Source organism: Oceanobacillus piezotolerans (assembly GCF_003665065.1).
Classification (GTDB): domain Bacteria; phylum Bacillota; class Bacilli; order Bacillales; family Amphibacillaceae; genus Oceanobacillus; species Oceanobacillus piezotolerans.
On record NZ_RCHR01000002.1, the window covers coordinates 562,232 to 587,925 of the forward strand.

The 25,694-nt window shown below is 38.0% G+C and carries 24 protein-coding genes; 14 read left to right on the forward strand and 10 right to left on the reverse strand.

What is annotated here, in order from left to right:
• Window positions 1-121: 121 nt before the first annotated feature.
• Window positions 122-580, forward strand: a complete 459-nt coding sequence (locus D8M04_RS07025) for a hypothetical protein (RefSeq protein ID WP_121522193.1) — start codon at window positions 122-124, stop codon at window positions 578-580.
• An 18-nt stretch (window positions 581-598) separates the two neighbouring features.
• Window positions 599-1,270 carry a uracil-DNA glycosylase gene (locus tag D8M04_RS07030; RefSeq protein ID WP_121522194.1) on the forward strand — a complete coding sequence of 224 codons (672 nt, stop codon included), beginning with the start codon at window positions 599-601 and terminating at the stop codon, window positions 1,268-1,270.
• Window positions 1,271-1,432: 162 nt separating this feature from the next.
• On the opposite strand, the gene metA is transcribed toward D8M04_RS07030, so the two are convergent.
• On the reverse strand, window positions 1,433-2,356 hold the full coding sequence (gene metA / locus D8M04_RS07035; protein ID WP_121522195.1) for a homoserine O-acetyltransferase MetA: 924 nt from the start codon (window positions 2,354-2,356) through the stop codon (window positions 1,433-1,435).
• 266 nt (window positions 2,357-2,622) lie between these two features.
• Between metA and D8M04_RS07040 the strand changes: the two genes are divergently transcribed.
• The 7 genes from D8M04_RS07040 (at window position 2,623) to D8M04_RS07070 (ending at window position 9,287) form a co-directional block, all read left to right on the forward strand.
• On the forward strand, window positions 2,623-3,840 hold the full coding sequence (locus tag D8M04_RS07040; protein WP_121522196.1) for a CynX/NimT family MFS transporter: 1,218 nt from the start codon (window positions 2,623-2,625) through the stop codon (window positions 3,838-3,840).
• Between the two features lie 292 nt (window positions 3,841-4,132).
• Complete coding sequence (locus tag D8M04_RS07045) at window positions 4,133-4,678, forward strand: sigma-70 family RNA polymerase sigma factor (RefSeq protein WP_121522197.1); 546 nt, start codon at window positions 4,133-4,135, stop codon at window positions 4,676-4,678.
• Window positions 4,679-4,995: 317 nt separating this feature from the next.
• Window positions 4,996-6,036, forward strand: coding sequence for a lactonase family protein (locus tag D8M04_RS07050; protein WP_121522198.1), 1,041 nt, complete (start codon window positions 4,996-4,998; stop codon window positions 6,034-6,036).
• Between the two features lie 101 nt (window positions 6,037-6,137).
• Complete coding sequence (gene purU, locus D8M04_RS07055; RefSeq protein ID WP_121522199.1) at window positions 6,138-7,037, forward strand: formyltetrahydrofolate deformylase; 900 nt, start codon at window positions 6,138-6,140, stop codon at window positions 7,035-7,037.
• A gap of 210 nt (window positions 7,038-7,247) precedes the next feature.
• Entirely contained in the window at window positions 7,248-7,448 is a 201-nt protein-coding gene (locus D8M04_RS07060) for a cold-shock protein (protein ID WP_121522200.1), read from the forward strand.
• Between the two features lie 206 nt (window positions 7,449-7,654).
• Window positions 7,655-8,875, forward strand: a complete 1,221-nt coding sequence (locus D8M04_RS07065) for an EAL domain-containing protein (protein ID WP_121522201.1) — start codon at window positions 7,655-7,657, stop codon at window positions 8,873-8,875.
• 19 nt (window positions 8,876-8,894) lie between these two features.
• Window positions 8,895-9,287, forward strand: coding sequence for a ribonuclease HI family protein (locus D8M04_RS07070; RefSeq protein WP_121522202.1), 393 nt, complete (start codon window positions 8,895-8,897; stop codon window positions 9,285-9,287).
• 105 nt (window positions 9,288-9,392) lie between these two features.
• On the opposite strand, the gene D8M04_RS07075 is transcribed toward D8M04_RS07070, so the two are convergent.
• Window positions 9,393-10,325, reverse strand: coding sequence for a DMT family transporter (locus D8M04_RS07075; RefSeq protein WP_121522203.1), 933 nt, complete (start codon window positions 10,323-10,325; stop codon window positions 9,393-9,395).
• 511 nt (window positions 10,326-10,836) lie between these two features.
• Here D8M04_RS07075 and D8M04_RS07080 point away from each other — a divergent pair.
• Window positions 10,837-11,223, forward strand: a complete 387-nt coding sequence (locus D8M04_RS07080; protein ID WP_121522204.1) for a hypothetical protein — start codon at window positions 10,837-10,839, stop codon at window positions 11,221-11,223.
• An 80-nt stretch (window positions 11,224-11,303) separates the two neighbouring features.
• Here D8M04_RS07080 and D8M04_RS07085 read toward each other — a convergent pair whose 3' ends face one another.
• The 6 genes from D8M04_RS07085 to D8M04_RS07110 form a co-directional block, all read right to left on the reverse strand.
• Window positions 11,304-12,974 carry a glycoside hydrolase family 13 protein gene (locus D8M04_RS07085; protein ID WP_121522205.1) on the reverse strand — a complete coding sequence of 557 codons (1,671 nt, stop codon included), beginning with the start codon at window positions 12,972-12,974 and terminating at the stop codon, window positions 11,304-11,306.
• A 670-nt stretch (window positions 12,975-13,644) separates the two neighbouring features.
• Window positions 13,645-14,052, reverse strand: a complete 408-nt coding sequence (locus D8M04_RS07090; protein ID WP_121522206.1) for a secondary thiamine-phosphate synthase enzyme YjbQ — start codon at window positions 14,050-14,052, stop codon at window positions 13,645-13,647.
• 215 nt (window positions 14,053-14,267) lie between these two features.
• A complete protein-coding gene (phnE, locus tag D8M04_RS07095) occupies window positions 14,268-15,080 on the reverse strand; it encodes a phosphonate ABC transporter, permease protein PhnE (RefSeq protein ID WP_121522207.1) in 813 nt (270 codons plus the stop codon).
• Between the two features lie 13 nt (window positions 15,081-15,093).
• Window positions 15,094-15,909: a phosphonate ABC transporter, permease protein PhnE gene (gene phnE, locus D8M04_RS07100; RefSeq protein ID WP_121522208.1), complete on the reverse strand. Its 816-nt coding sequence runs from the start codon at window positions 15,907-15,909 to the stop codon at window positions 15,094-15,096.
• Window positions 15,902-16,678: a phosphonate ABC transporter ATP-binding protein gene (phnC, locus tag D8M04_RS07105; protein ID WP_121522209.1), complete on the reverse strand. Its 777-nt coding sequence runs from the start codon at window positions 16,676-16,678 to the stop codon at window positions 15,902-15,904. Before phnC ends, phnE (D8M04_RS07100) begins: the two co-directional genes overlap by 8 nt.
• Before the next feature lie 99 nt (window positions 16,679-16,777).
• Window positions 16,778-17,863 carry a phosphate/phosphite/phosphonate ABC transporter substrate-binding protein gene (locus D8M04_RS07110; RefSeq protein ID WP_246001143.1) on the reverse strand — a complete coding sequence of 362 codons (1,086 nt, stop codon included), beginning with the start codon at window positions 17,861-17,863 and terminating at the stop codon, window positions 16,778-16,780.
• A gap of 329 nt (window positions 17,864-18,192) precedes the next feature.
• Between D8M04_RS07110 and D8M04_RS07115 the strand changes: the two genes are divergently transcribed.
• Together D8M04_RS07115 and D8M04_RS07120 are read left to right on the forward strand one after the other, a co-directional pair.
• Window positions 18,193-18,918 carry a gamma-glutamyl-gamma-aminobutyrate hydrolase family protein gene (locus D8M04_RS07115; RefSeq protein WP_121522210.1) on the forward strand — a complete coding sequence of 242 codons (726 nt, stop codon included), beginning with the start codon at window positions 18,193-18,195 and terminating at the stop codon, window positions 18,916-18,918.
• 158 nt (window positions 18,919-19,076) lie between these two features.
• Window positions 19,077-19,595, forward strand: coding sequence for an RIP metalloprotease (locus D8M04_RS07120; RefSeq protein ID WP_121522211.1), 519 nt, complete (start codon window positions 19,077-19,079; stop codon window positions 19,593-19,595).
• Between the two features lie 154 nt (window positions 19,596-19,749).
• On the opposite strand, the gene D8M04_RS07125 is transcribed toward D8M04_RS07120, so the two are convergent.
• Window positions 19,750-20,184 carry a PaaI family thioesterase gene (locus tag D8M04_RS07125; RefSeq protein WP_121522212.1) on the reverse strand — a complete coding sequence of 145 codons (435 nt, stop codon included), beginning with the start codon at window positions 20,182-20,184 and terminating at the stop codon, window positions 19,750-19,752.
• 335 nt (window positions 20,185-20,519) lie between these two features.
• On the opposite strand from D8M04_RS07125, the gene D8M04_RS07130 reads away from it, so the two are divergent.
• On the forward strand, window positions 20,520-21,236 hold the full coding sequence (locus D8M04_RS07130) for an HAD family hydrolase (RefSeq protein WP_121522213.1): 717 nt from the start codon (window positions 20,520-20,522) through the stop codon (window positions 21,234-21,236).
• Between the two features lie 278 nt (window positions 21,237-21,514).
• Window positions 21,515-21,769 (forward strand): GlsB/YeaQ/YmgE family stress response membrane protein, encoded by a 255-nt coding sequence (locus tag D8M04_RS07135; RefSeq protein WP_121522214.1) that lies wholly within the window; start codon window positions 21,515-21,517, stop codon window positions 21,767-21,769.
• Window positions 21,770-21,842: 73 nt separating this feature from the next.
• Here the strand turns inward: D8M04_RS07135 and D8M04_RS07140 are convergent, their stop codons facing one another.
• A complete protein-coding gene (locus D8M04_RS07140; RefSeq protein WP_187695418.1) occupies window positions 21,843-25,397 on the reverse strand; it encodes a chitobiase/beta-hexosaminidase C-terminal domain-containing protein in 3,555 nt (1,184 codons plus the stop codon).
• Between the last annotated feature and the right edge of the window lie 297 nt (window positions 25,398-25,694).

The following is a 25,694-nucleotide window of genomic DNA, read 5'->3' on the forward strand; positions in this document are numbered from 1 at the left end:
TCCTATCAGATTTTACCCTTCATTACCCTTATAAAGGCTGTATTTATCCCAGTCTATTAGTCTCTATTTTGTTATTGACAAGGGTTATAATATGACTCAGAATATGTATGAGGTGAAGTAAATGAACGTAAAAGAAGCGCTCGTTTTTATAATTGGAATCTTTGTTACTGTGATTGGCTTTCTATTTTCAGGTCTTTTTACCGTATATGTTATTGATACGAATTATGGAGCTGGCGAGTCTAATCTTGGTACGGACATCGCGCTTGTCATTATATTAGGAGTAATCCCCTTAGGTATAGGAATCTTACTATGCCGTTATGCAAGAAAATCAGCGAAAAAACGAATGGCTGGATTACTTGAAGACGAGATTCTCAAGCTTGTCACAAGCTTAAACGGGAAGATTACGATCGCCGAACTGGCAGCAAACACCAAACTTTCCATACAAGAATCTGAGCAGCAGCTGGAAACCTTTGTTAAAATAGGCGCTTCAGAAAGACAAATATCAGATGGCGGTGTGTTTGTCTACTATTTCCGTCATATCATCTCTCAAGATGAAAAAGAACAAGCTAAACCTATTTAATTAGGAAGAGGGATACCATTGACAAAGCAAATCTTAACAAACGACTGGGCACCCTTGCTGGAGGAGGAATTCTCTAAGCCCTATTACCAAAACCTAAGATCCTTTCTAAAAGAGGAATATCAAACAAAGACTATCTATCCCGAAATGGACAACATTTTTAATGCCCTGCACCTGACACCCTTTGAAAAGGTTAGTGTAGTTATATTAGGACAAGACCCTTACCACGGGCCAAATCAGGCACATGGTCTCAGCTTTTCAGTAAAGCCAAATGTAGCCATTCCCCCTTCTTTAAGAAATATTTTCAAAGAATTACAGGATGATGTAGGAGTTCCCATTCCTAATCACGGTTACCTCGTAGATTGGACGAAGCAAGGCGTACTGCTGCTCAACACAGTTCTAACTGTCAGGCAGGGTGAGGCACATTCACATAAAGGAAAGGGCTGGGAAACATTTACAGATCGTGTTATTGAGACATTAAACTTAAAAAAAGATCCGGTTGTCTATCTGCTCTGGGGTGCAGCTGCCCAAAAGAAAATAACGTTAATTGATACAACGAAGCATCATATTATAAAATCACCCCATCCAAGTCCATTGTCTGCACATCGCGGCTTTTTTGGAAGCAAACCCTTTTCCAAAACAAACCGTATTCTGACGGAGATAGGGAAAGATGAAATTAATTGGAGGCTGTAAACAGTGAGGGATTGGCCTCACTGTTTTTTATGCTCCTAGTTGAAATTCCAGGTTCTTGGATGTTCTCTCGTAAACTATGGATATGAGATGAATACGTAAAGTATTCACATTGATGCTAATATAATTCCTGCAACTATTAAGGCAATAAAATAGAGAACCCTTTCAGGTTCTCTGCTTATCGCCCCATTCATACGGAGTAAGTTGATAGACATAATAATTAAGCCAATTTGAAAATAATAGATGACTATATGAACGCCAGGTATGTAATGGCTGTTTGGAATCATCATCATCTGGAAAATAATTAGCAGGGATATCAATATTCATTCCTTTACTTCTATCACGATTATATTCATCCAATAGTGTTGTTGCATCATATTCCAAATGACCAGTAATCATAATGTTTCTTGAATCCTTCGACATGATAATAAATGGAGAGCCATCGTCAGTTTCAGCTAGCAGATTCAAATCAGGATGCTTCTCAATCTGTTCTTTTACTACTTCTGTATGTCTGGAATGTGGTGCACGAAAGACCTCATCAAATCCTCGGACTAGCTTTACGGTCGGATCAGCCAGCGTATGATTAAAGATGCCAAAATACTTCGCAGGCAACTCATATTTATCCACCCCGTAATGATGATATAATGCAGCCTGTGCTCCCCAGCAAATATTTAGTGTAGAGGTAACATTTTCTTTCGCCCAATCCATAATCTCCGTCAATTCTTGCCAATAATTAACCTCTTCAAAATCCAATAATTCAATCGGTGCACCAGTAATAATCATTCCGTCAAAACGACGATCCTTCACTTTTTCAAACGTCGTATAAAATGTATCGAGATGATAACTGCTTACATGTGTTGACCGATAGGTAGCAGTTCTTAAGAATGTAATATTCACCTGTAATGGTGTATTTCCTAACAGACGCAATAACTGAAGCTCCGTCTTTTCCTTCTCCGGCATTAAATTTAAAATAAGAATACTTAATGGCCGAATATCTTGTGTCCTGGCCCTGTCCTCATCCATGACGAAAATCTTCTCTTCTTTTAACAAATCACTCGCTGGTAATTCCTTTGGTATATTTATCGGCAACGTACACCTCTCCCTTTTTCGTAATCCCAAGTTATCCTTCATTATAGTTTTAATAGAATATTATGGCAATATGTATTTATAATTCTTCAAATAATCCCTTCTTTTTCAAAACAAGAAAAATAGGGCTATCAGGACTATTTCGATGTGCTATATTAAATAGATGGAATTACCCTGTTGCGAGCGTTCTAAAAAAAGTATTCGACTAGCCTGTACATATGCAGATAAGAAGTTTATGAATTCTTTCCTGCCAAGAAAGGAGTATCTTGATGAAAGTGGAAATTGAATCAGTAAAAATGAAACGATCTTATTTATTTCTTCTAATTGTGGGGATAATTGTTGTTGCTTTTAACTTAAGACCGGCCTTAACCTCTGTCGGTCCACTTATCGGTCTGATTCGAGATGATTTAGAGCTATCAAATTGGAGTGCTGGCTTATTAACAAGTCTGCCGCTGATTGCATTTGCAATTATATCACCACTAGCGCCTAGACTAGCTAATCGCTATTCATACGAAATAGCATTATTATTAGGAATGATTTTCCTTTTTATCGGGATTAGCGTACGCTCCATTTCAGTGATCCTTCTCTTATTCACAGGAACACTTCTTGTTGGAGTTGGCATTGCCATCTTAAATGTTTTATTACCGGGGTTTATTAAGGATAAATTCCCGAATAAGGTTGGACTGATGACGAGTATCTACTCAACAGCAATGGGAACATTTGCTGCAGCTGCATCTGGGTTAAGTATTCCACTTGCGACCGGGATGAACCTTGGATGGCAAGTTGCTCTTTTTGTATGGGCAACCCCTTCGATAATCGGGATTCTAATATGGACTTATCTCGCAAAAACCCGAACTAAAGATACACAGCTTGAAGTAAAGGCAATAAAGTCAGATAACAACCGAATGTGGCGTTCCCCTCTAGCTTGGCAAGTTGCCTGCTTTATGGGTTTCCAATCATTTTTATTTTATGTAACGATTTCATGGCTGCCTGAGATATTGCATAGCAGTGGCGTAAGCATGGCTACAGCTGGTTGGATGCTTTCGTTCACTCAGTTTATTGGACTGCCAGCAAGCTTCCTCGTTCCAGTGTTAGCCGAACGTTTTAAATCTCAAAGGGTAATTGTTCTCATAGTCACACTTTCTATCTTTATTGGCTATGGCATGCTGCTAATTGGAGGTTCGATGGCCTGGATGATTGTTAGTACCATTTTTATCGGCTTAGGTTTATCAGGTACCTTTGCATTGGCTTTAACATTATTAGGGTTACGTGCCCGTACTTCGAAGCATGCCGCTGAACTATCCGGCATGGCTCAATCTCTGGGTTATGCCCTTGCTGCAGCCGGTCCGATAATTATCGGGTACTTATTTGATATAACTGTTAGTTGGACAATTCCAATTGCAACTATTTTAGTCGTCTCTATGATTGTAACGTTCTTCGGTTTAGCAGCAGGAAGAAACCGTTATGTGCTGGAGGAAAGGTCTTAAATTAACTTTGTTTAATTAATTGCACAAAGCAAAACTTTCCCAACCGCTAAATGAATGAATAGAGATTTTTAAAATAAAATAGAACATCGCCCTAAGCCATTATTCATAGGTTTAGGGCTTTCTTTATCCAAATAGTTCCCTCTTCCCCTTCACAAAATAGAACGCATGTTCTATAATGAAACCACATCTTTCTTAGGAGGATAATCATAAATTCTATATTTCGATGCCCCTTTTTACATTTTAATTTCGATAGTACTAGTAGAGAAACCAATACAGAGAAGAGGGAATGCAAATGGATAAACCAACCTTTACATTTGAGGAAATTCTAGAGCAGAATGAGCGTCGCATCCATTATCAGATCCAAAAACTAAACATTCGAGACCCGCATCATGAATTTTTCCAAGAAGGATTAGTAGCGATGTGGAACGCATACGAGACATATCAACCAGACAAAGGACCACTTGCCACCTATTTTAACTTCACAATCCGCAACCGATTAATTGATAGAATCCGAAAAGAAAATCGCATACAGGAAAAAACAGAACTTATCGTGGAAAACGAAAAGAAAACGATGAATGATGGGAATTATCAACGCAGCAGAGAAGCTTCCACCCTAATACCAAATCTTAAAAGTGAAGTGATAGATGATCATACTTTTTGGAATAGAGTAAAGGCTCCCCTTTCCGATAAACAATGGAAATGGGTGAAGCAGCATATTATAGAAGAAAAGTCCTTAAAGGAAATTGCCGAAGCCGAGAATGTATCGCTGGAAGCAGTGAAAAGCTGGGGAAAAACAGCGAGGAAAAAACTAAGAGATTTAAAACTAGAGGATGAATGAGAACGAAATATCATGAAACGCTCTATCTCAAAAAAGTGCTGACTTTATCATCAGAGAAAATATAAACAAACTTCTTCGTTAAGACAGACCTAGGTGAGACCCCGCAATCACAATAGCAAGCGGGGCTCATTGGATATTAAGGAACGCACAAAATGCTGAAAGAGCGTTATTTCTCTGCTGACCAAGATTTTGGACTTTTCTTATATAAAACTCTTATGTTCCCAGCCCCGATAATAACCAGCAAGTAGATGTTTTGAAATAAAAATAAAATAGGGTAAAATTGAACTTATACAGAATTTTAGAAAGGGGCTTCTCAATTGAACTATAAAGGTTATATTGGTACATATACGAAAAAGACCAGCAAAGGTATTTATTCATTTACGCTAGATACAGAGAATAAGAAAATAACAGATGTTAAGCTGGCTGCTGAAATAGCTGGTCCTACTTATTTGAAAATAACAGAGGATAAAAAATATCTTTATTCCATTATTAAAGAAGGTGAACAAGGCGGAGTAGCTGGTTTCTCTATCGAGAAAGATGGTTCGCTTTCCGCCATTAATAAGCAATTGGTTCCTGGGCCAAATCCATGCCATATCAATACAGATAAAAACCACCGCTTATTATTCAGCACGAACTATCATAAAGGCACGGTCGATTCCTATCAAATTAAAGAAGACGGAAGTGTTAGCCGGGCAGTTTCCACCATCCAGCATGAAGGAAGCGGACCAGATCATCGTCAGGAGAAATCCCATGTCCACTATGCTGGAATGACACCAGACGAAAAATATCTCGTTGTTGTAGACCTTGGAAGTGATCGAGTACTTTCTTATTCGGTTAGTGAAAGTGGGGAACTGGAAGAAGCTAGTCGTCTCTCTACACCTCCAGGCAGTGGACCAAGACATTTAGTCTTTCACCCCCAACGAGAAACAATCGCTTATCTTGTAACTGAGTTAAGCTCTGAAGTCCTTGTTTTACAATATGACAGTAATAACGGAAGCTTCGATATTATTCAATCAGCCAAAACAATCCCAAATGATTTCACAGAAAACAACCAAGGCAGTGCCATCCACGTCTCCTCAGATGGCCGGTTTGTTTACACAGGAAATCGTGGTCATAACAGTATTGCTATATTTGCAGCTGATGAGAAAACAGGAAAGTTACAATTTGTGGAATATACCCATACAGAAGGAGATTGGCCACGTGATTTTGTCCTTGACCCTTCAGAGAGCTTTCTTATTGTTGCCAATCAGGAATCCAATAATCTTGTTCTATTTCAACGTAATAAAGAAACAGGAATACTGTCTCTTATTCAAAATGATATGGAAGCACCAGAGCCAATTTGTTTAAAATTTGTTTAAGCTTATGCAGCAAAAGTCTAGTCGACTTTTGCTGTTTTTCTTGGGTCGGAATTGGTATAATGTTCCATAAGTTTTAAGATTATGCTAAAAGGGGTTTAATCATGAACAGCTATCAGATAAATCATTTACAGTCCTATAAGGAAAAAAACAAAAATCGCGCACGGTTTCTTATTCAATGTCATGACAGACAAGGAATTGTTGCAGCAGTATCACAATTCTTATTTGAACATGATGCTAACATTATCGATTCTAAGCAGTATACCCTCGATCCTGAAGGTGGCGAATTTTTCATGCGAATTGAATTTGAGTGCGCCAATCTGGAGAATCAAAAAGGGGTATTGGAGAAAGACTTCCAGCAGGTGGCAGAGAAATTTAATATGAGTTGGAAGCTTATGTATGTGGAACAGTTTAAGAACATGGCCATCTTTGTCTCGAAAGAGGTTCATTGTTTACTAGAATTATTGTGGGAATGGCAAAGTGGCGATTTAATGGGCAATATTGCACTGGTGATAAGCAATCATGAAAATGCCCGGGAAATTGTGGAGTCTCATGGCATCCCATTTTATTATATTCCAGCAAATAAAGATATTCGTAATGAGGTGGAAGAAGAGCAAAAGAAATTGTTGCAAGAGTATAATGTGGATGTCGTTATTTTAGCTAGATATATGCAAATTCTGACACCAGAATTTGTAAAACATTTTGAGAATCGTTTAATTAACATTCATCATTCCTTCTTGCCTGCCTTTATCGGTGCCAATCCGTATAAACGGGCATATCAGCGCGGGGTAAAAATGATCGGTGCTACATCACACTATGTTACCAATGATTTAGATGAGGGCCCAATTATTGAACAGGACATTGAAAGAGTCAGCCATGAGGACAATGAAGCTGACTTGAAGAAAATTGGCCAATCTATTGAAAGAAGTGTCCTTGCACGTGCAGTGAAATGGCATTTAGAGGACCGCATTCTGGTGCATGAAAATAAAACGATTATCTTTTAGTTTAAATCTTAAAGTATTTCTCTAAACAAATTTATAAAAATGGTATCTTTTTTCATTCGGAAGTGTTATACTAAAAACAACTTATTGATGTTCGTGCTAGCAATACAAGATACATGTAATAACTAACAAGTCATTATCTTCGGTCTTGAATTATTATCCTGAACAGCCAAAAGTAATACACGTGCAACATGCACACAGGAGGAATTTCACATGAACAAAGGTTCAGTAAAATGGTTTAACGCAGAAAAAGGTTTTGGATTTATCGAGGTTGAAGGTGGAGACGACGTATTCGTACACTTCTCAGCAATTCAAGGCGAAGGTTTCAAAACTTTAGAAGAAGGTCAAGAAGTAACTTTCGATATCGAAGAAGGTAACCGTGGACCACAAGCAGCTAACGTTAACAAAGCGTAAATCTGCTTAAAAAGCTCTTCTCTTATGAGAAGAGCTTTTTTTATATTACAAAACGTACAGTATAAGAGCCAACGCATTCGCCAAAGACCGAGCGAATCCGTTGGCTTTTTTTATTCGAATTAAAACAAATTGGAACAGCCATTCCCTATGCTATAATAAAGGAAAGTTTCAATCTAATTGCATAATTAATGGGAGGTGCATAAAATTTGGACCCATTAGACGTCATGTTGAACCTAGAACATGTTATACCCTATTATCAACCAGTTATTAGCGCGGATACACAAAGGGTTATAGGATATGAGGTTTCTGCTTCCTTTTTCGGAAAGAATAACGAGCACAATAGTCTGAATTGGTTCTTCGTGGATTCACAGATACCTGCAGACTTTCAGCTTGAACTTAGCAGCTATATTCTAAATAAGGTGTTGGATACTTACCTTGAGCAACATGAAACCTTCGTCTTATTTATTAATTACAATGCAAAATTACTACATGAAAACAATGGCGAAGTATTGCTATCTAACCTCGAAACCTATGCTGATAAGGGACTGGACCTATCCAATATCGTCATTCAATTAAAAGATGAGGATATCGTGGATGAGATGGATTCCTTACATGCTTTATTAAAATATATGAAAGCAATGGGCATCCAAATTGCTATTGACCATGTTGGGCAAAGGAACGGGAGCCTTGAACAATTAGTTACACTAAAACCCAATTTGGTTGGTATTGATACAGGTTTTTTAAAGGACGATGATCTGCCACATTTGTATAGCTATGTCCACCACTCTCTTTCCATGCTTGCACGTAAAATTGGAGCAACCTTATTATTCAAAGGAATCTCCACGTACAATCAATTGAATTATGCATGGAGAAATGGTGGAAGATATTATCAGGGGACATATTTAAAACAGGCTGAGCCGGATTATGTAGAACCTGATTGCTGCAAGGAAAAGATAGAGAGAGACTTCCAGCTTTTTGTTAACTATGAACGAAAGAAAATGCAGGCACAGCTTGGATTAATTTCCTTGATTCATCATCAATTTATTACAACGCTTCATGCCCTTAGCCCAGATGATCCTTATGATAAAATAATTGATTCTGTCGGCCATGCATGCGATGACTTTGTATTTCGAGTGTATATCACCAATGAAGAAGGAATTCAGCTATCTTCAAATGCTGAGAAAAATCAGGATGGGACCTGGGAACTGAATCCAGCTGGCAAGCAGAAAAACTGGAGCTGGCGTCCTTACTTTTTTGAGAATATCATTAGGATGAACCTTGAGAAAAAAGGCATTCTGTCAGATCTCTATACTGATATTCACCGAAATGAACAAATTCGAACCTTTTCTTATCCCTTAACAGATGACCGCTATATCTTTCTCGATATACCATATGACTATTTATTTGAGCAAGAAGGATTACTGTAGTTTGATAGGAGTGTAAGTATTGATTGAAGTATATACCGATGGCGCTTCAACCGGAAACCCTGGTAAAAGCGGAGCTGGAATCTATATCAAAGTAAATAAAGAGCATTATGAGTATTCCATCCCACTTGGTGAATTAACTAATCATGAAGCAGAATTCCACGCTGTTATGGAAGCATTAAAACTATGCAAAGCACATTTTCCGGCTGAGATTTTGTCTTTTCGATCGGACTCGAAATTGGTTGTTGATACGATTGAAAAAGACTTTACCAAGAATAAAGCGTTTATACCCTTATTAGAAGAGATTCGAGAGCTATATACAGATTTTCCATACTTTTTTATCAAATGGATTCCGGAAAAGCAGAATAGCAATGCGGACCGATTGGCGAGGAAGGCTTTAAGGATGACGTTATAGTAAGGATTCGGATACTTTTACAGTACAGAAACGCCGATATTTCTATAAAACCACCGTTAAACCAAGTTTCCTCCTCAAAGAGAAAAACAGCCTGGCACATATCTGCTAGGCTGTTTTTCTTTTCGTTTCTTTTCCGCGATAATTGACAATTACAATCCCAACTGCAACTAATCCAATGGCTGCAAGAATAAAACCATTCAAACTCTCCCCTGGTATAAACAGAGCAGAAAGCACGGCACCTGAGACAGGTACGATGAATTTATACAAACTTAATTCCCCTGCGTTATTGTATTTCAGAATCGAATACCATAAGGCAAATGCCACTGCAGATAGTAAAGCAGAATATATGAACAGCCCCCAGCCAAACGGTGTAAATACCATTGCATGTTCACTAAGCTGTGGTACGCCGATGATTAGTAACACAAGACCACCAAGACTAAGCTGCCAGCCTGTAATTGCAAAAGGATGGATGCCTGTTGCGAGTTCCTTTGCCAGAATGGTTGCAACGGCAGTCGTCATACCAGATAGGATCATAAATCCTTCTCCGTCCCACTGAAAGCTTAATTGCAATTCCTGTCCCCAGTTTGCAATCATAATCCCGCTAAATCCAGCAATTAATCCAACTGCCTTTTTCCAGCTCATTCGATCATTTTTATAAAAATAATGTGCCAATAAAACGGTGAAAAACGTACCACTCGAAGAAAGAATGGCCCCCTGCATACCGGACACCTTTGCTAATCCATTATAAAAGAAAAAATACTGCAGAGAAGTCTGGACAAGTCCGAGGATAAGCAGGACAATCCATTGCCTTCTCGTTACTAAAATACTTCTTCGGTTTATAAACAATAAAAACACCAAAACAATTATTCCCGCTAAGAAAAATCGCATTCCGGCAAGAACAATCTTTGCGATCGTATCATCTGGTGCCATCTGTAATTCTTCATAGCTTAATTTAAGAACTGGGAAGGCACTCCCCCATAAAATGGAACAAAAGACTGCAATGATAATTACGGAGCCTTTATATTGAAAAATATTCATAAGCTGTCATCTCCTAAACTTGCTTTCCAAATATGTTTATCTTATCACAAAGAGAAAATGTGGCAACAGATGTGAATCAGCGAGAATCTCTTTGTCCATCGTAACAGCAGTAAAGATAGAAGAATGAAAGGCCTATAAGCATGCTTTCTTTATCACCTAGTAATATTTCAAGCTTATAACAAATAAGATTAAAGGTATGAAACTTCCATTTAATTGAGCAAGGTTCTAGCTTCACCCCATTTATCTCTCATAGCGGGTTCGGGGGCGGATTAAGTCTTATATAAAGGTAGAAGGAAATTCCCTTCTAATAAGGTGAATCTTCAAACAGTGGGGTTCCTTACCTCTACTGATAAAAGTTGAAGAGATCGGAGTTAACTGGCTGCCCGTCCCTTCCTTATAACTCATGATTTTACCGAGTTTCTTGAAGCGGGAGTGTTACAGCCGGTTTACATGCTGCGATAAAGCTAGTTCATTGCTCATAAATCAACCTATTCAGGAGGGACAGGATTTGATGAGCGAAATTCAGATTTCAAAAGAAATGATAGAGCGGTTCTATGACCTTCATCAGATGAAAAAAGAGATTGAATCAGAGATGAATGATTTGAAAGAGAATTTTCATACGTATTTTGATCACGAGGTGGGCCTGAATAAGAAAGGTGAAATAACGGAGGGAAGATTCAAGCTGCAACGTCAGATTAGAAGGACAGAAAAATATCATGAAAAAGATACGGTAGACAGGCTGGAAGAATTAAACATGTCTGATTTAATTAAGGTTGTAAGAAAACCAGATGACTCCAAAATCAAAGGAGCCATTCAACTGGGGCTACTTTCTGAGGACGATCTTAAAGGCTGTAAGGTGATAAGCTATTCAAAGGCAATTTCTGTAAAAGAGGAGTAAAATCATAAAAGCCTTATCTATTTTACTAGATAAGGCTTTTCTTTAAGCTAATTACCGACATTTATACAACGTATATCTGTCTATTTTCCAATATATACTCTCGCTTCAAAAGGCTTCATCGTAAACCTGCGTATATCCCCTTCTGAAACGGAGTAATTTCCAATCAGCAATTCCTTCGCTGTAAAATCTGCATCATCCGGAAGCTGGAATTCTACATTATCCTGACTGAAATTCGTTACAACCAATAGCTTTTCCCCTTCATAAGCACGAACATATGCAAAGATTTCTTCATGTTCTGGTAAAAGCAACGTGTAGTCTCCGTAAACAATGATAGGATGAGTTTTTCTCAACGCAATAAGTTCACGGTAGTAATGGTAAATAGATTCTGGATCCGCAACTGCTTGCTCCGCGTTGATCTCCGGATAATTGTCATTCACTTTAATCCATGGTTCGCCAGTCGTAAATCCAGCATTTTTAGTCGCGTCCCATTGAAATGGTGTACGACCATTATCGCGACCTTTTGCATAAATGGACTCCATTATTTGTGTTGGGTCTTGTCCCTCTTCCATTTTTTCCTTATATATATTTAATGTTTCAATATCTTTGTAATCATCGATTGAATCAAAACGAACATTGGTCATCCCAATTTCTTCACCCTGGTAGATATATGGGGTCCCTTGCATCATATGCAGACATGTCGCTAGCATCTTTGCTGATTCCACGCGGTATTCCTTATCGTTTCCAAATCGTGAAACAATCCGAGGCTGGTCATGGTTATTCCAATATAGACTATTCCAGCCAACACCATGTAATCCAGTTTGCCACTTCGTCAAATTCTCTTTCAGGTCACGGAGGTCAAGTGGCTTCAAATTCCACTTTCCGCCCTCTCCGTTATCGAGGCCCATATGTTCAAATTGGAAGACCATATTCAGCTCATTGCGCGCTTCATTTGTGTATTTTTTTGCTTCCTCTACATCGACACTTGGCATTTCTCCCACTGTCATCACATCGTATTTCGAAAGCACTTCACGATTCATTTCTTGTAAAAATTCATGAATCCGTGGACCATTTCTATAATACTTGCTTCCACTTACATATTTCTTGCCCTCTGGATTCGGTGCGTCAGGGAGCCCTGGAACCTTGGAAATAAAATTAATAACATCCATTCGGAATCCATCAATACCCTTATCGAGCCACCACATCATCATGTTATAGACTTCGCGGCGAAGTTTTGGATTTTCCCAATTTAAATCAGGCTGCTTTTTACTAAATAAATGAAGATAATATTCTTGTGTCTCCTCATCATATTGCCAAGCCGAGCCACTAAAGTTGGATTTCCAGTTATTCGGTTCTTTTCCATCTTTGCCTTGATGCCAAATATAATAATCTCTGTATGGGTTATCCTTAGATTTACGAGACTCTTGGAACCACTCATGCTCATCAGAAGAATGGTTCACTACTAAGTCCATTACCAGCTTCATTCCGCGCCCGTGAATTTCATCGAGCAACTTCTCCCAATCCCGGATGGTACCAAACTCTTCCATAATGTCCTGATAATCGGAAATGTCATAGCCATTATCATCATTTGGCGATGGATAAATCGGTGAAAGCCAAATCACATCCACCCCAAGATCCTTCAAATAATCAAGCTTTTCTATTATCCCTTTAATATCGCCAATTCCATCCCCATTGCTATCCTTAAAGCTCCTTGGATAAATCTGATAAACGACACTTTCCTTCCACCATGTCATAACGAACCCTCCATACTGCTATTAGCTTATCCTGTTTCATTAGTTATATTGCGCTTTAAAGCGGGCAGAGAAGCACTTTCGCGTTTGCGCTAAGTTTTTGCGGAACTTGCTCCATTTACCGCATATCATTCTAAATAATTTAAGTAATTCTTGCGTCTTGTATTTTAGTTGTATTCTGAGCAGAAGTCATTCTGCAGATTAGTATTTCAATCCCAGTTATAACCCTTTCCCCGTTCCTTAATCAAAACGCTTACACAGTAATGATAAACTTGTATATACAAGTTGTCAAATGAAAGTTAGCACTCTATCGACTTTACATAGAAAACATACCAACTCCATTAAAACTTTACATTGATTCTTTATAATTTATGGTATAACAGCCAAGTACATATATCGTACCAATAACTAAATAGAAATGGAGGGCGTTATCTTGCCAAAGAAAATGAATCGTAATATGAAGTTCCTATCCATTATTTGTTTACCGTTATTCGTCATGTTTGTCGCAAATAGTAAGGAAAAAGAATATATTAGAATCTCTTAGTTTACCAATTGCTAGGCATTTCTACCGATAATTTAGGATTAAAAATAATGAAAGTGCGGGTTAATACGGGCTATAACAAGTTCCTGCAGTATTCCCGCACTTTCTTCTGTAACTTAATGAAAACAGCAACTATCCTTCAATGATCTTCACGTGAAAAGTCCGTCTTCGTGGCCCATCAAATTCGCAAAAGTAAACACTCTGCCATGTCCCAAATATAAGCTCCCCATCTGAGATAATGAGCGTCTCGCTCGCTCCTACTACAGAAGATTTCATATGTCCATCTGAATTCCCTTCCATATGGATATATTCGGCCTTATTTGGAAAGGTTTCATTTAAGCCGAGCTTCAAATCGGTTTTAACGTCTGGATCGGCATTTTCATTAATTGTAATTGCCGAAGTTGTATGGGGACAATAAACGACCATCATTCCATCCTTTACCCCACTTTGCTCTAAGGCATCTTCCAAATAGCTGTCAATATTAACAAAAGCTTGTTTTTCTTTTGTAGAGAGTTGAAACTTGTATATATTCTTGTTCATATCTATCAGCTCCTTATAAATATTTACCCATATACTAACACAAACAATCCATCAAAAAAGAGAACAAGTTACCTGTTCTCTCAGACTGCTAATTTCATTTCCATTCTTTTAACATCACTCCGTAAAAGCAAGGATGCCTAGTTCTAGTCTTTCTCCCCTTATATACTCTTAAGCACCACTACTCTTTCCATAATAGAAAGAACAGATACCTATCACTAGACCTTCCCCCGAACTAATTTTGTTCGAACTCGATTTGATATCCACTCAACAAGCAATATGAGTATGACTAGCCCAATTAATAAAGATCCAACTTCATTCCAGCGATAGGCATTCATCGCAAAAATGAGCGGGGCACCAATTCCACCTGCTCCAACTAATCCTAGTACCGCTGCATCACGCAGGTTCATATCAAAGCGGTAAATGACAATCGATATAAACATGGCAAATAGCTGAGGAATAATTCCAAATCTAATCTTCTCAAAGGTATTACAACCTATAGAAGTCATAGATTCTAATATTCTTGCATCTAGATCTTCTATTGCATCCACGTAGAGTTTGGATAACATCCCGATTGATGTTAAAGCCATCGTTAATACACCAGCAAAAGCTCCTGGACCAGTAACACGAATAAACATTAAACCATAGACAATTGCTGGGACAGTACGAATAAAAATAAGCGCAATACGTGTTACATAGGCAATTGGAGCTGGTACGACATTCGATGCAGAAAAGAATGCGAATGGAATGGCCAAAATGGCACCAATGATCGTACCAAGAAAAGCAATTGCAATCGTTTCTATTAATAAATATAGTACTCCCTGCTGATTAAAAGTTAATAGCAACTCAAGATCAGGCTGAAGAATTCCACTAATAATATTTACCGCTACTGAAAAGCCCTGTGTTTCTATTTCACGTAAATTAATCGTTGATAATGACCATAGAAAAAGGAGCAACAAAAGGAGGGAAGTCATTAAAATATAGCGTTTGTTCCTTGGTTTACTCGCAAGTTGCGTTTCAATTGCATTCATATTTAGCTCCTCCTCACATTAGCTTCTTACGAAAATGCTCACTGATATTTTCAATAATAAACACCGTAATAACGAGCATGAATAAAATCGTACCAACATTGGCATAGTTTCTCCAACCAAGGCCTTCGTTTAATAAGAGTCCAATACCCCCAGCGCCAACATAGCCTAAAATTGCCGCATAACGTACATTCCCTTCAAAGCAGAATAAGGAGGTGGATAAGTAGTTAGGTAGGACTTGCGGGAAAACAGCATAACGAAAGGCCTGGATCTTTGTTAATCCAAGTGATTCCATTGCTTCAAAGGCACCCATATCAACATTTTCTATTTGTTCGTAAAGAAGCTTCCCAACATAGGCAAGTGTAAATAAAAAAATTGCAACCGTCCCTGCAATAGTTCCCAACCCAAAAATAAATGTAGCAATTAATGCGGTAATTAACGTAGGCAAGGTTCTTAGAATACTAAGGAGGAACTTAAATAAAACGACGATAAATCTATTCTTTACAATATTAGAAGATGCTAGGATAGCAACCGGTAAAGCAACCATAGCACCTAATAGGGAGCCAAGTAATGACATCTTTATCGTATCTAATAATGGCACCCAGATATTAGGTAGATGTTGCCAATTCGGTGGAATCATTTGCCCGACAATAACAAAAAACTCTGTCCATCTCTTAAGTAAAATTTCTAACTCAAATCCTGTTACCTTTATAGAAATATAGGTAGCTATCACGAGAAGAGCAATGATAAACGGAATACGAGAGCGTTTTTCGTAGACCGTTTCCCCATTTTCCAGCGTGATTTTTTTAGGAAGAAAAATACGATCATACATAACTTAACGCTTCCCTTCCCTCTTTCGCTTGTTGGCCCTTTCCATAAATGATATCGAGTACATTCTGATTTACATCCTTTGTACTGCCGTCAAATACTACTTCTCCCTTACGAATGCCTATAATGCGATCCGCGTATTCTAATGCCAATTCAACATGGTGAATATTCATAATAACGGTCATTTTCATCCTCTGATTTATTTTTTTGAAATCATCCATCACCTGTCTTGCAGTAACTGGGTCTAAAGAGGCGACAGGTTCATCTGCTAGCATAATTGCTGGATTTTGTGCTAGTGTCCTTGCGAGAGCTACACGCTGCTGCTGGCCGCCAGATAACTGATCCACACGTTCATATGCTTTATCTAAGATACCTACCTGGTCCAAGGCAGTTAACGCCTTCCTCTTCTGATCTTTTGTATATGCTCCAAGGACCTTACGCCAAAAAGGCAGCTCCGGAACAAATGAAACAAGAACATTATGTATAACAGATGTACGTGTAACAAGATTAAAGGATTGAAAAATCATTCCAATTTTTCTGCGGAAATTACGGATTTCCTTGCCCTTGAGCTTAGCTACCTCAATTTCATCAACAATTAACTTTCCACTGGAAATATCGTGCATTCGATTGATACAGCGAATAAGTGTTGATTTACCAGCTCCAGATAAACCAATTACGGCAACAAACTCACCGTCATCAATCGATAGATTAATATGCTGTAAAGCAACCATTCCATTGGGATACTTTTTCTCTACATCAATAAACTCTATCATGTAAAATCTCCATTCTATCTAACTTTCTAAATATTTATAGGTAAAAAAGAAGAACTGCTTTCTGTTCTTCTTTTTTTACCTCCATTATTACAAGATTTGTTACTGACCAATTTGTTGTACCAGCTCTTGTGCAGCCCGCTCATTATCATAGTCAGCATCATCCGCTTCTTGATAACCTTCATGATTGTAAATGGAAATCACTTCTTTACCTTCCTCTGTTTCAGCTATTGTTATTAAAGCTTCTTGTAATGCAGTTTTTAAATCTTCATCCATTATTTCTGAATTCTTGCTCACACTCACCGTATCATTATAGATTGGAGGGGTAATACCAATTAAATCCGTCTCTTCCCAAATAGAAGCTTCACGATTAAATTCGGAAGTCCAAGCATCCTCATTATCTCTTCTGCCATCTGCATAAATCACCATCACATCTGTTTGCTCGGCAGCTAAACGTGCAAACGCACTTCCATAGGAATCTACTTGTACAACATTCTCTAAATCTGTGATAGATTTATCATACTTTTCTTGCAACCATAATGCAGGATAAATATATCCAGCAGGAGATGAAGAGGACATGACACTCCAGGATGCACTATTTAAGTCTTCAAAGGTTAATTCTTCTCCGCTGTTTACTTTATCTGCTAATTCTTGTCCCTTTTCTGATGGTCCGGCAATAATAATTGCACGATATGATGTTACTTGCTCACCAGAATCTTCTGTTGGCTCATTTGTATTCCAATCAGCAGGGTTATCGGAATCATTTGTTAAACCAGATCGAGTAGATGTTAATATAACCTCTGCTCCATCATCATATAAGACATACGTTCCGCCTGGAATAAAACCAACATCTGTTGTCCCAGCAGATAGCGCTTCCCCAACTGCTTCATAATTAGTTCCAACTGTAATATCAACATTTCCAACCTCATAGCCTTGGTTTGCTAATTCTTCAGTTAACAATTCCTTTAATGGTTCTGTTGCTGTAATAATTTCTTCAGGCTCTCTAGAAGGTACAAATCCTATGGATAACTCATCAATTTGTACATTTCCTTCAGCTTCACTGCTCTCTTCTGTATCTCCTGTAGATTGTTCTTCACTATCTGTCTCCCCACTTGCTTCTTCCCCACAAGCAGCAAGCAACAATACAAGTAACATTAGTCCTAAAACATAAATAATTTTCTTCTTCAAAACTCTTTCCCCTTTCTATGTAAATTGTCATAAAGTGTCGCTTACTAATAATTCTATATACCTAGTATGAATGCAGTGTTAATTATGGGTTAATTTTCAGTGAAATTTAAATTTTATATGTATGAAGTATCTTAAATGATGATTGATTAATGTTCATTTATAACTTTTTCACTATATGGAATGTATATTTAAATATTTTAATTCTAAAACAAGGGGATTACATTTTCTGCACAGGACGGGATTCATGTTTCATTTTAGGAAGAAAGTGGTAAAGAGGAATACAAGCAACAACCCTTATATAAATACACAATGAGATAGGGAGTGTAAACATGGAAAGAAAACCTATTATTGGAATAACAAGTACCATTTTAGATATAGAAATTAAGGGAGAAGTAAATCCTTCTGTTCAGACAAATCATCAATATGTCAAAGCAGTAATTGAAATTGGCGGCATCCCAATAGTACTGCCTGTTGCCAATGCGGAGATGGCCAGAGAATATATAGATCTCTGTGACGGAATCATATTCGCTAGCGGAGAAGATGTTACTCCAACCAAATACAATGAAACGCCTTCTAAGGAGCTGCAACAAACGAATTTAGCACGTGACGAAATGGAATTGCCGCTTGTACAATATGCTGTAGAAAATAAGATTCCTATATTAGGGACTTGTCGAGGCCTGGGGGTCATTAATGTTGCCTTGGGCGGATCGATGAAACAAAATATTGTGACCGAGGAAAGTGAGTTTTCCCATAATCAAGAGGTAAGCCGCAAACTCCCAAGCCATGAAATAACGATAGAAGAGGACAGTCACCTTTTCCAAATGCTAGGCACAAAGAAAGCTAAGGTCAACAGTAAGCACCATCAGGCGATAAATGAGGTGGCAGATTGCCTGCGAGTAGCTGCTACAGCTGAAGATGGCGTAATCGAAGCTATTGAAGCACGGGATAAGGATGCGTTTATACTCGGACTGCAGTTCCATCCAGAAGAGCTTTATGCTGCTGATACCCATATGCTTAATCTTCTGATGCTTTTCCGTGAAGCGTGCGAGAAATAACTATCTCTTATCTGAAACCAGCCTATCCTACTCCTCTGTTAAACCTGATTAATATCTGATTTGCTGGGAGTATTATTTTTTTCATAAATGTTGTAATAAGAGCTATGTAGTCCATTTTCTCAGTGCCATGAAATATCATATTGGAAGTTGGGATTTAAGTGTTTGGGTTGACGGATTTAGTTAGACTAATTATATCCATTTTTATTATTTTACCAGTCGTATCACTTGTCAGGGAGTTGGGTTATTGGATTGCCGGTAAGCTATTCGGAGCTAAAGAGACATCCATTACGCTTGGTACAGGACCACCATTATTTAAGTTTTGGATTTTTAATGTCAATAGAGTCTATTTTTTGTATGGGCATTGCACATATGATTCCTTAAAGAAAGATACAAAACTGGTATATATTTTGGTGTATGCTGCACCAATCTTATCTAATCTAGTAGTGGCATTGACCATCAATGCACTTTTGGCTAACGACCTGCTGAGTCATGAAACATTTTGGAACCAGTTTATTTTTTATGCGTTTTATTTTATTCTCTTTGACGCAATCCCGATGTACTATCAAAATGGACAACCAAGTAACGGGCAAGTAATCTATAATCTAATAAAATATGGAAAAATATCCAGCTGTGAGCAAGATAGTGCTTCATCTGAGACAAATACAGATGGAAGATAAGATATGCAACCAATAGCAGCAGTTCTCCTTTTCAAAGGTGATCCAAGTATAGAAACTTGGATTACCTTTTTTGAGTGAGAGGGATAATCTTTTTCAGTAATAATCATTAGATTTAGTATAAGTTAGAATCATAAATGAACCATTATCTAATACACTATTTTTTTTCGTAACGGTAGAAAGTACCGGTTGTCTTGCAAAGCATTTCACCATTTTCATTCACCACATCACACTCCATAAACGAAACCTTATATCCTTCTTTTATATAACGAGCTGTTGCACGAATCTCCCCTTTAGCTGTGGCTTTAAAATAAGAGGTTTTTAACTCTAGTGTTATATATGGCGCATCCTTCAAATGAAAATTCAAGTGCCCCATTGCACTATCCGCAATAAACGCATAAATTCCGCCATGAACAATGCCACTAGGATTCAGTATGATATCCGTAATGGGACAAGATATGGTGCATGTTCTCTCTTCCTCGTTGTAATCAAAGTTTAATTGTAAAGCCTTGAACATAAAAATGCTTTCTGGCTTAAAATCATATGTATCATACGCTTTTTCCATCAATTCCATGAATTTCTTTTTCTCCACGTTAACTCCCCCTTTTTGTTTTCATCATATCACAGTTATTTGAAATCATAGAATATTAAATTCACCCCCTCAGAGGTTAAATGAAACAGCTGTTAATCTTGAATTGAGATGTACTTGAACACACTATAAATATGTTTTAAATTTTTGGTGCGACTTCTCACATTTTTCCACAGAAGGACTAACTTTAATAATGTAGTATTAAATTAAGTCAAAATAAAGTGAAACTGCACTCAGTGGGTTCTAACAGCCAGTTAACCAGCGATAAAGAATCACCAATATTTACAACTGTACGATTTGCCTTTTTCTAGGTATGATGAAACAGGAGGTTGATACATATGAAGACCATTATTTTTGATGTCGATGATACACTTTATGATCAAGCAATGTCGTTTAAAAACACGTGCAAACGTATGTTTGACAGGCCATTTACCGAGGAAGAGCTGGAGAACTTTTACATAGTAAGCCGGAAATATAGTGATGCATTATTTGATATTTGTGAAGCTGGCGAAATGACTGTGGAGGAAATGCATATTCGCCGGATAAAGGATGCATGTGATGAACTTGGAATCGCCATTACTAGAGAAAGGGCTCTGGAATTTCAGCATGCATATGTAGAAGAACAGCAAAAAATCACCCTATTTCCCGAGGTAGTGGAATTATTAGATTTTCTTTCGGAAACGGAAATACAGCTTGCTGTTCTCACAAACGGTTCTGAAGGACATCAATCCATGAAGATTAAACAATTAAATCTGGTAAACTGGATTCAAGACGATTACTTATTCATTTCTGAATCCATTGGGCATATTAAACCAACATTGGAAGCTTTTCAATACCTAGAGAATAAGATGGGCTTGAATAAAGAGGATACCATTTATATTGGCGATTCCTTTGCCAATGATATTGTGGGAGCGAAACAAGCCGGATGGCAAGCAATATGGATGAATCACCGCAGAAGGGAAATGCCAGAGAACACTGTTAAACCAGATTATGAGGTACACACTGCAGGAGAACTTTTAGCATTATTTAAAAAAGACGCGGTATTAGTGAATTAATATAGTATAGGAGCACTTATTGGTGCTCCTTTTTTTATTTTACTTGTTTTGAGAAACTTTTATATTGCTATAAAAGTAGAACGCGTCTTACTATCATTCCTGAAAGTCTGCTAAGACATCCAGTTTGTCTGCTTATATAATCCTGTAGGTAACTGAAGCTTAACCCACCAATAATCGAACTTCATTATGCGGAATTTTCTTAAAATCCACTAATAAGTTTAAAAAACACCAAGATAGGATATAAAAGTAATACATCGAACAAAAGGAGAGATGCATTTATGGGATTTATATGGAGTTTAATTGTTGGTGGTATACTAGGTTGGTTGGCTAGCTTAATAGTTGGTCGTGATGTACCTGGTGGAATCATTGGTAATATTATTGCAGGATTTATTGGGGCTTGGCTTGGATCCGCTCTATTAGGAAGCTGGGGGCCAGAAATTGGTGGGTTCTTTATTGTACCGGCTTTAATCGGTGCAATCGTCCTTATCTTGATTGTTAGCTTCTTGATGAGGGCTATTAGAAGAAAAGCCTAGAATACAGCAATATAAAAGAAGTGAAGCCCTTTTATAGGATTTCACTTCTTTTGATTTATTACTACAGTCTTTCTTATTCTATAAACCTAATATTGTCTGGGTTGGCACCTTTTTTATACACGAACTCTTGAACATTCTCATAGCCTCGAATTTCAGCAACATTATCGCCTTCAATAATTACTCTCTTCATTTCTGTTCCGTTGAAATCAATCATCGAGCCATCATATTTATTCTTCGTTTTAATCGTTAAGTCGGTATCTTCAAAACCATCGCCATAGAATTCAGCGTAATGTCCTTGGAATACAACCCCGTTCTTAATATTAGAAGAAGCATGAAGTGTTACAGATGCACTTTCTTCGTTGATGATTAGCTTACCTGTTTTCACGTTATGAAGATCATACACTTTATCGAATGCAGGTTGTTCTGGTTCTTCTGGATCGCCAGGTTGCTCTCCTTCACCTTCTTTTTTCAAATCCACTTGTACCATTACTGGATCATGGTCACTTGCACGACCTGCCATATCTGTAAAGTCAGCGTTAATATGAAGCACATCAATTTCTGTTTCTTCCACTAAATTATTGGAAACAAGAATGTGATCCAGTACTTGAGAATTCCCTTGGAAAAGATACGTATATCGATCACTTTCTTCAACAAGGTTCATCATATTTGTCATAAGCTTGCCTTCATGAATACGAAGTGACTCAGAGAATTCGAAGTCGTTGAAGTCACCAACAGAAACAACGTTTGCGTCTGGATTTTCTGCTTTAATTTCTTCTACAAAGTCATACACCACATTGGCAATTTCATGACGCTGTTCTTCACTAGCATATACCGGTGGCTGTGTAGAACCGAATAACGGAGTATCTCCCGACTTCGAGTTCCAATGGTTTACTAGAACAACAACACTTTCCCCTTGGAAATCAAATTGAGCAGCTAATGGTTTACGGCTGTTATCAAATGCTGCGTCCATTGGATCAATACGTCCTGGATTATGTGTTAGTTTCCCATCTTCATATCCTACTGCAGTAGTCGCATCTCCAGCTGGCATTCCTTCAGTTAATGATACACGCTCTGGATTATATAGGAATCCAACACGAATATTTGCATTTGGAGCTCCACCATCCTGATTTACTTCGGGGTCAATATTGGCATATTCATAACGTGGGCCACCCGCATCAACAATTGCTTGGATGAGACGTTCATAGCTTTCGTTTGCCGCGGCATCTCCCGCATCTTGGCCGTTGTTATCCTGAACTTCTGTTACCCCAATAACGTCAGGGCTTTGCATATCCTGTACAAATGCTCTTGCTAATTTTTGTGCCTTATCATCTGATGTTTCACTTCTGTTATTAGAAAAGTTTTCTAGATTGTAAGAAGCAATTGTCAGCTCGTCTTCCTTCTTCTCAATCGTAGTTACTTCAGGCTCTGCATTGCCCTCTACATGCTTCTCTTGCATATAATCATAGTCAGCATAGATTTTGTAATTCTGGAATCCATAATTTACTACACCTTGAATCGGACCTGTGAAGCGATCACCTGTAGCTACTTCAAAATCTCTTGCTTCATAGTTATCATAAAGCTTAAACTGAATCCGATCTGGATTGGCATTATCTTCTGTCAATCTAACTCCACCATGAATGGTATCTGTTTCTCTTTCTTCAAGAACGGTAATTAAATCACCATGCTCTTGTGGAGCAACTGCTTTAACTGTTCCAACCTCAACTAGCATTCCCTCTAAGCTTTCCCAGAAATCAATCGCATCTTCTTCTGGGTCAAATTCTGCAAAACTATCATTATCAATAACCGCAGTTGGCAGATTATCGTCAATAATGATTGGCTGTGGAAGTGGAACATCACTTTCCACTACTTCTATAACGCCTCCACGGTCATCACGAGCATTGATTTGTGTAACAGGTAGGTCTGTTTCCTGTTTAGTATCATAATATCCATCAATATGAAACTCATCTACAGTACCAGTTACGCGGACTAAATCTCCAATTTCAACATTTGCAGCGCGATTTCCTGTATAGACGACAAGTCCCTCTGAGGTGTTTGGATTATCATCCTTTAATTCATCAGGCGTTTGGAAATGGAAGTAATTTCCGCTGCCTAGTTGATAAACATAGGTAACCACACCTTGAATACCAGTTACAAATGTACCATCAAGTGGTGACTCATGTGATTCACCTTGTATATGGTGAATTTGCATTCCGGCCTCTTGATCAAAAACCGTATACGTAAACGTCGTGATTGCACTATCCTCTAAACCTTCCTTTGTTCCATACGCTTTGACAGTCATATGCTCCTCTACCAGAATTGGGCCTGTATAGAGTTGTCCAGCTTGGGTTGGGTCTTCTCCATTTGTTGTATAGTAGATTTCTGCATCTGCTGTAGATGTAGATAATGTTACCTCTGTTCCAGCAGCAATCGTTCCAGATGCTGGGGAAGCTGTAACAGATTGAACAACAGAATCGTCAGCTACGATATCAGCTGCGTTTCTTGGGATAATTTGGAAATCATCTCTGTATTGCTGAACTATACCAGTGATAGCATCGTAAGTAGTTCCAACAGCAAGGTCAAGCATTCCTGTTTCATCACGGACAAGAAATTCGGTTCCATCTGTTGCTGTATAATTTGCCCATCCATTTCCTTCTTGGACAGATTGAAGAGTAACGTCCTGAATCGTAGCAAGTTTGGATTCATTTTCTTCATTTAATTGGTCACCAGTTAAAACAGCAGGTACAGGTACACCAACTTGTTCATTATTCTCTTTAATCTCTGCATTTTGTAATTGTAACAGGTTATTAAATTCTCCTAAATTTCCCGATACCGTAATCTCATCACCCAGCTGTACATTTAAGGATGACGGATAAATGGCAATCGCTGCTGTTTCATCTTGTATGTGAATGGTATTTTTTAATTTAGCTGTTACAATTCCTTTTACCGTAGCTTCACCAGTTCCCTGTGCACGTGCATCTGCAATAGAAAGGACTTCAACAGGTTCTTCTGGATTAGGCTCTGTAGGTTCACTTCCATCCATTGTGTGAGACCCTAAATAGTTAAAAGTATCTTTCGGATGGCTAGTCCACTCAGCTTCTGGAGCAAAGGCATCATCAATAACCGTATCACCAGATAGGATGTCGCTGTTTCTCACTAATGTAACATCCTTAAGATTTTCAATTCTAACGCCTACTTGACCAATGGAATCAATAACTTCTCCAGCATTTTTTAAAACAACTGGATCGTCCCCATTAAAGTTAATGACAGAAGTATTTTCTAGATCTCCAACTGCTTTAATAGCATCTACAGCATCCTTATGGTAGAGTACAAATACCTCTCCATCATCCAGCTTTCCGGACAGTTTGACGCTTTGACTTGGCTCCTTGGCGCCATTAGAATATAATTCTAAAGAATAAGTGCTTAAATCGACTTGTTCTCCCGTGCCATTATAAAGTTCAATCGCCTTGTTAAAGCTGCTTCCCTCTATGTATTCTGAAATAATAAGATCCTCTGCGACGGAATTCTCTTCTGCACTTACAGTTGCTGTAACTGCTGGCATAAAGAGATTCAATGCTAAAACAATCGCTAACAGGCCACTGAAATTCCTGTACCACTTGCCATTTTTCATAATCCTGCACTCCTTTTTTGATAAAATTCTCCCTATAGATAAACAACCGACCTACCAATCTATTAGTTCAAATTCAGTATAAGTAGACCATTTTTTTCTGTCAATTTGGGTTTAAAATTGGCAAAGGGATAAAGAACATCTTTTGAACTAGGTATTTAGTTTGTTTTTTTGTACAAGCAAGGGACTTATTATTCAGTTTGTCTATTAACCTAACATTAGCAACTAAGTTAAATAATGCTTTAAATAACCTCCTTTTATATAAAAACTCTAAAAAATCACAACAAGGCTATTTACCTA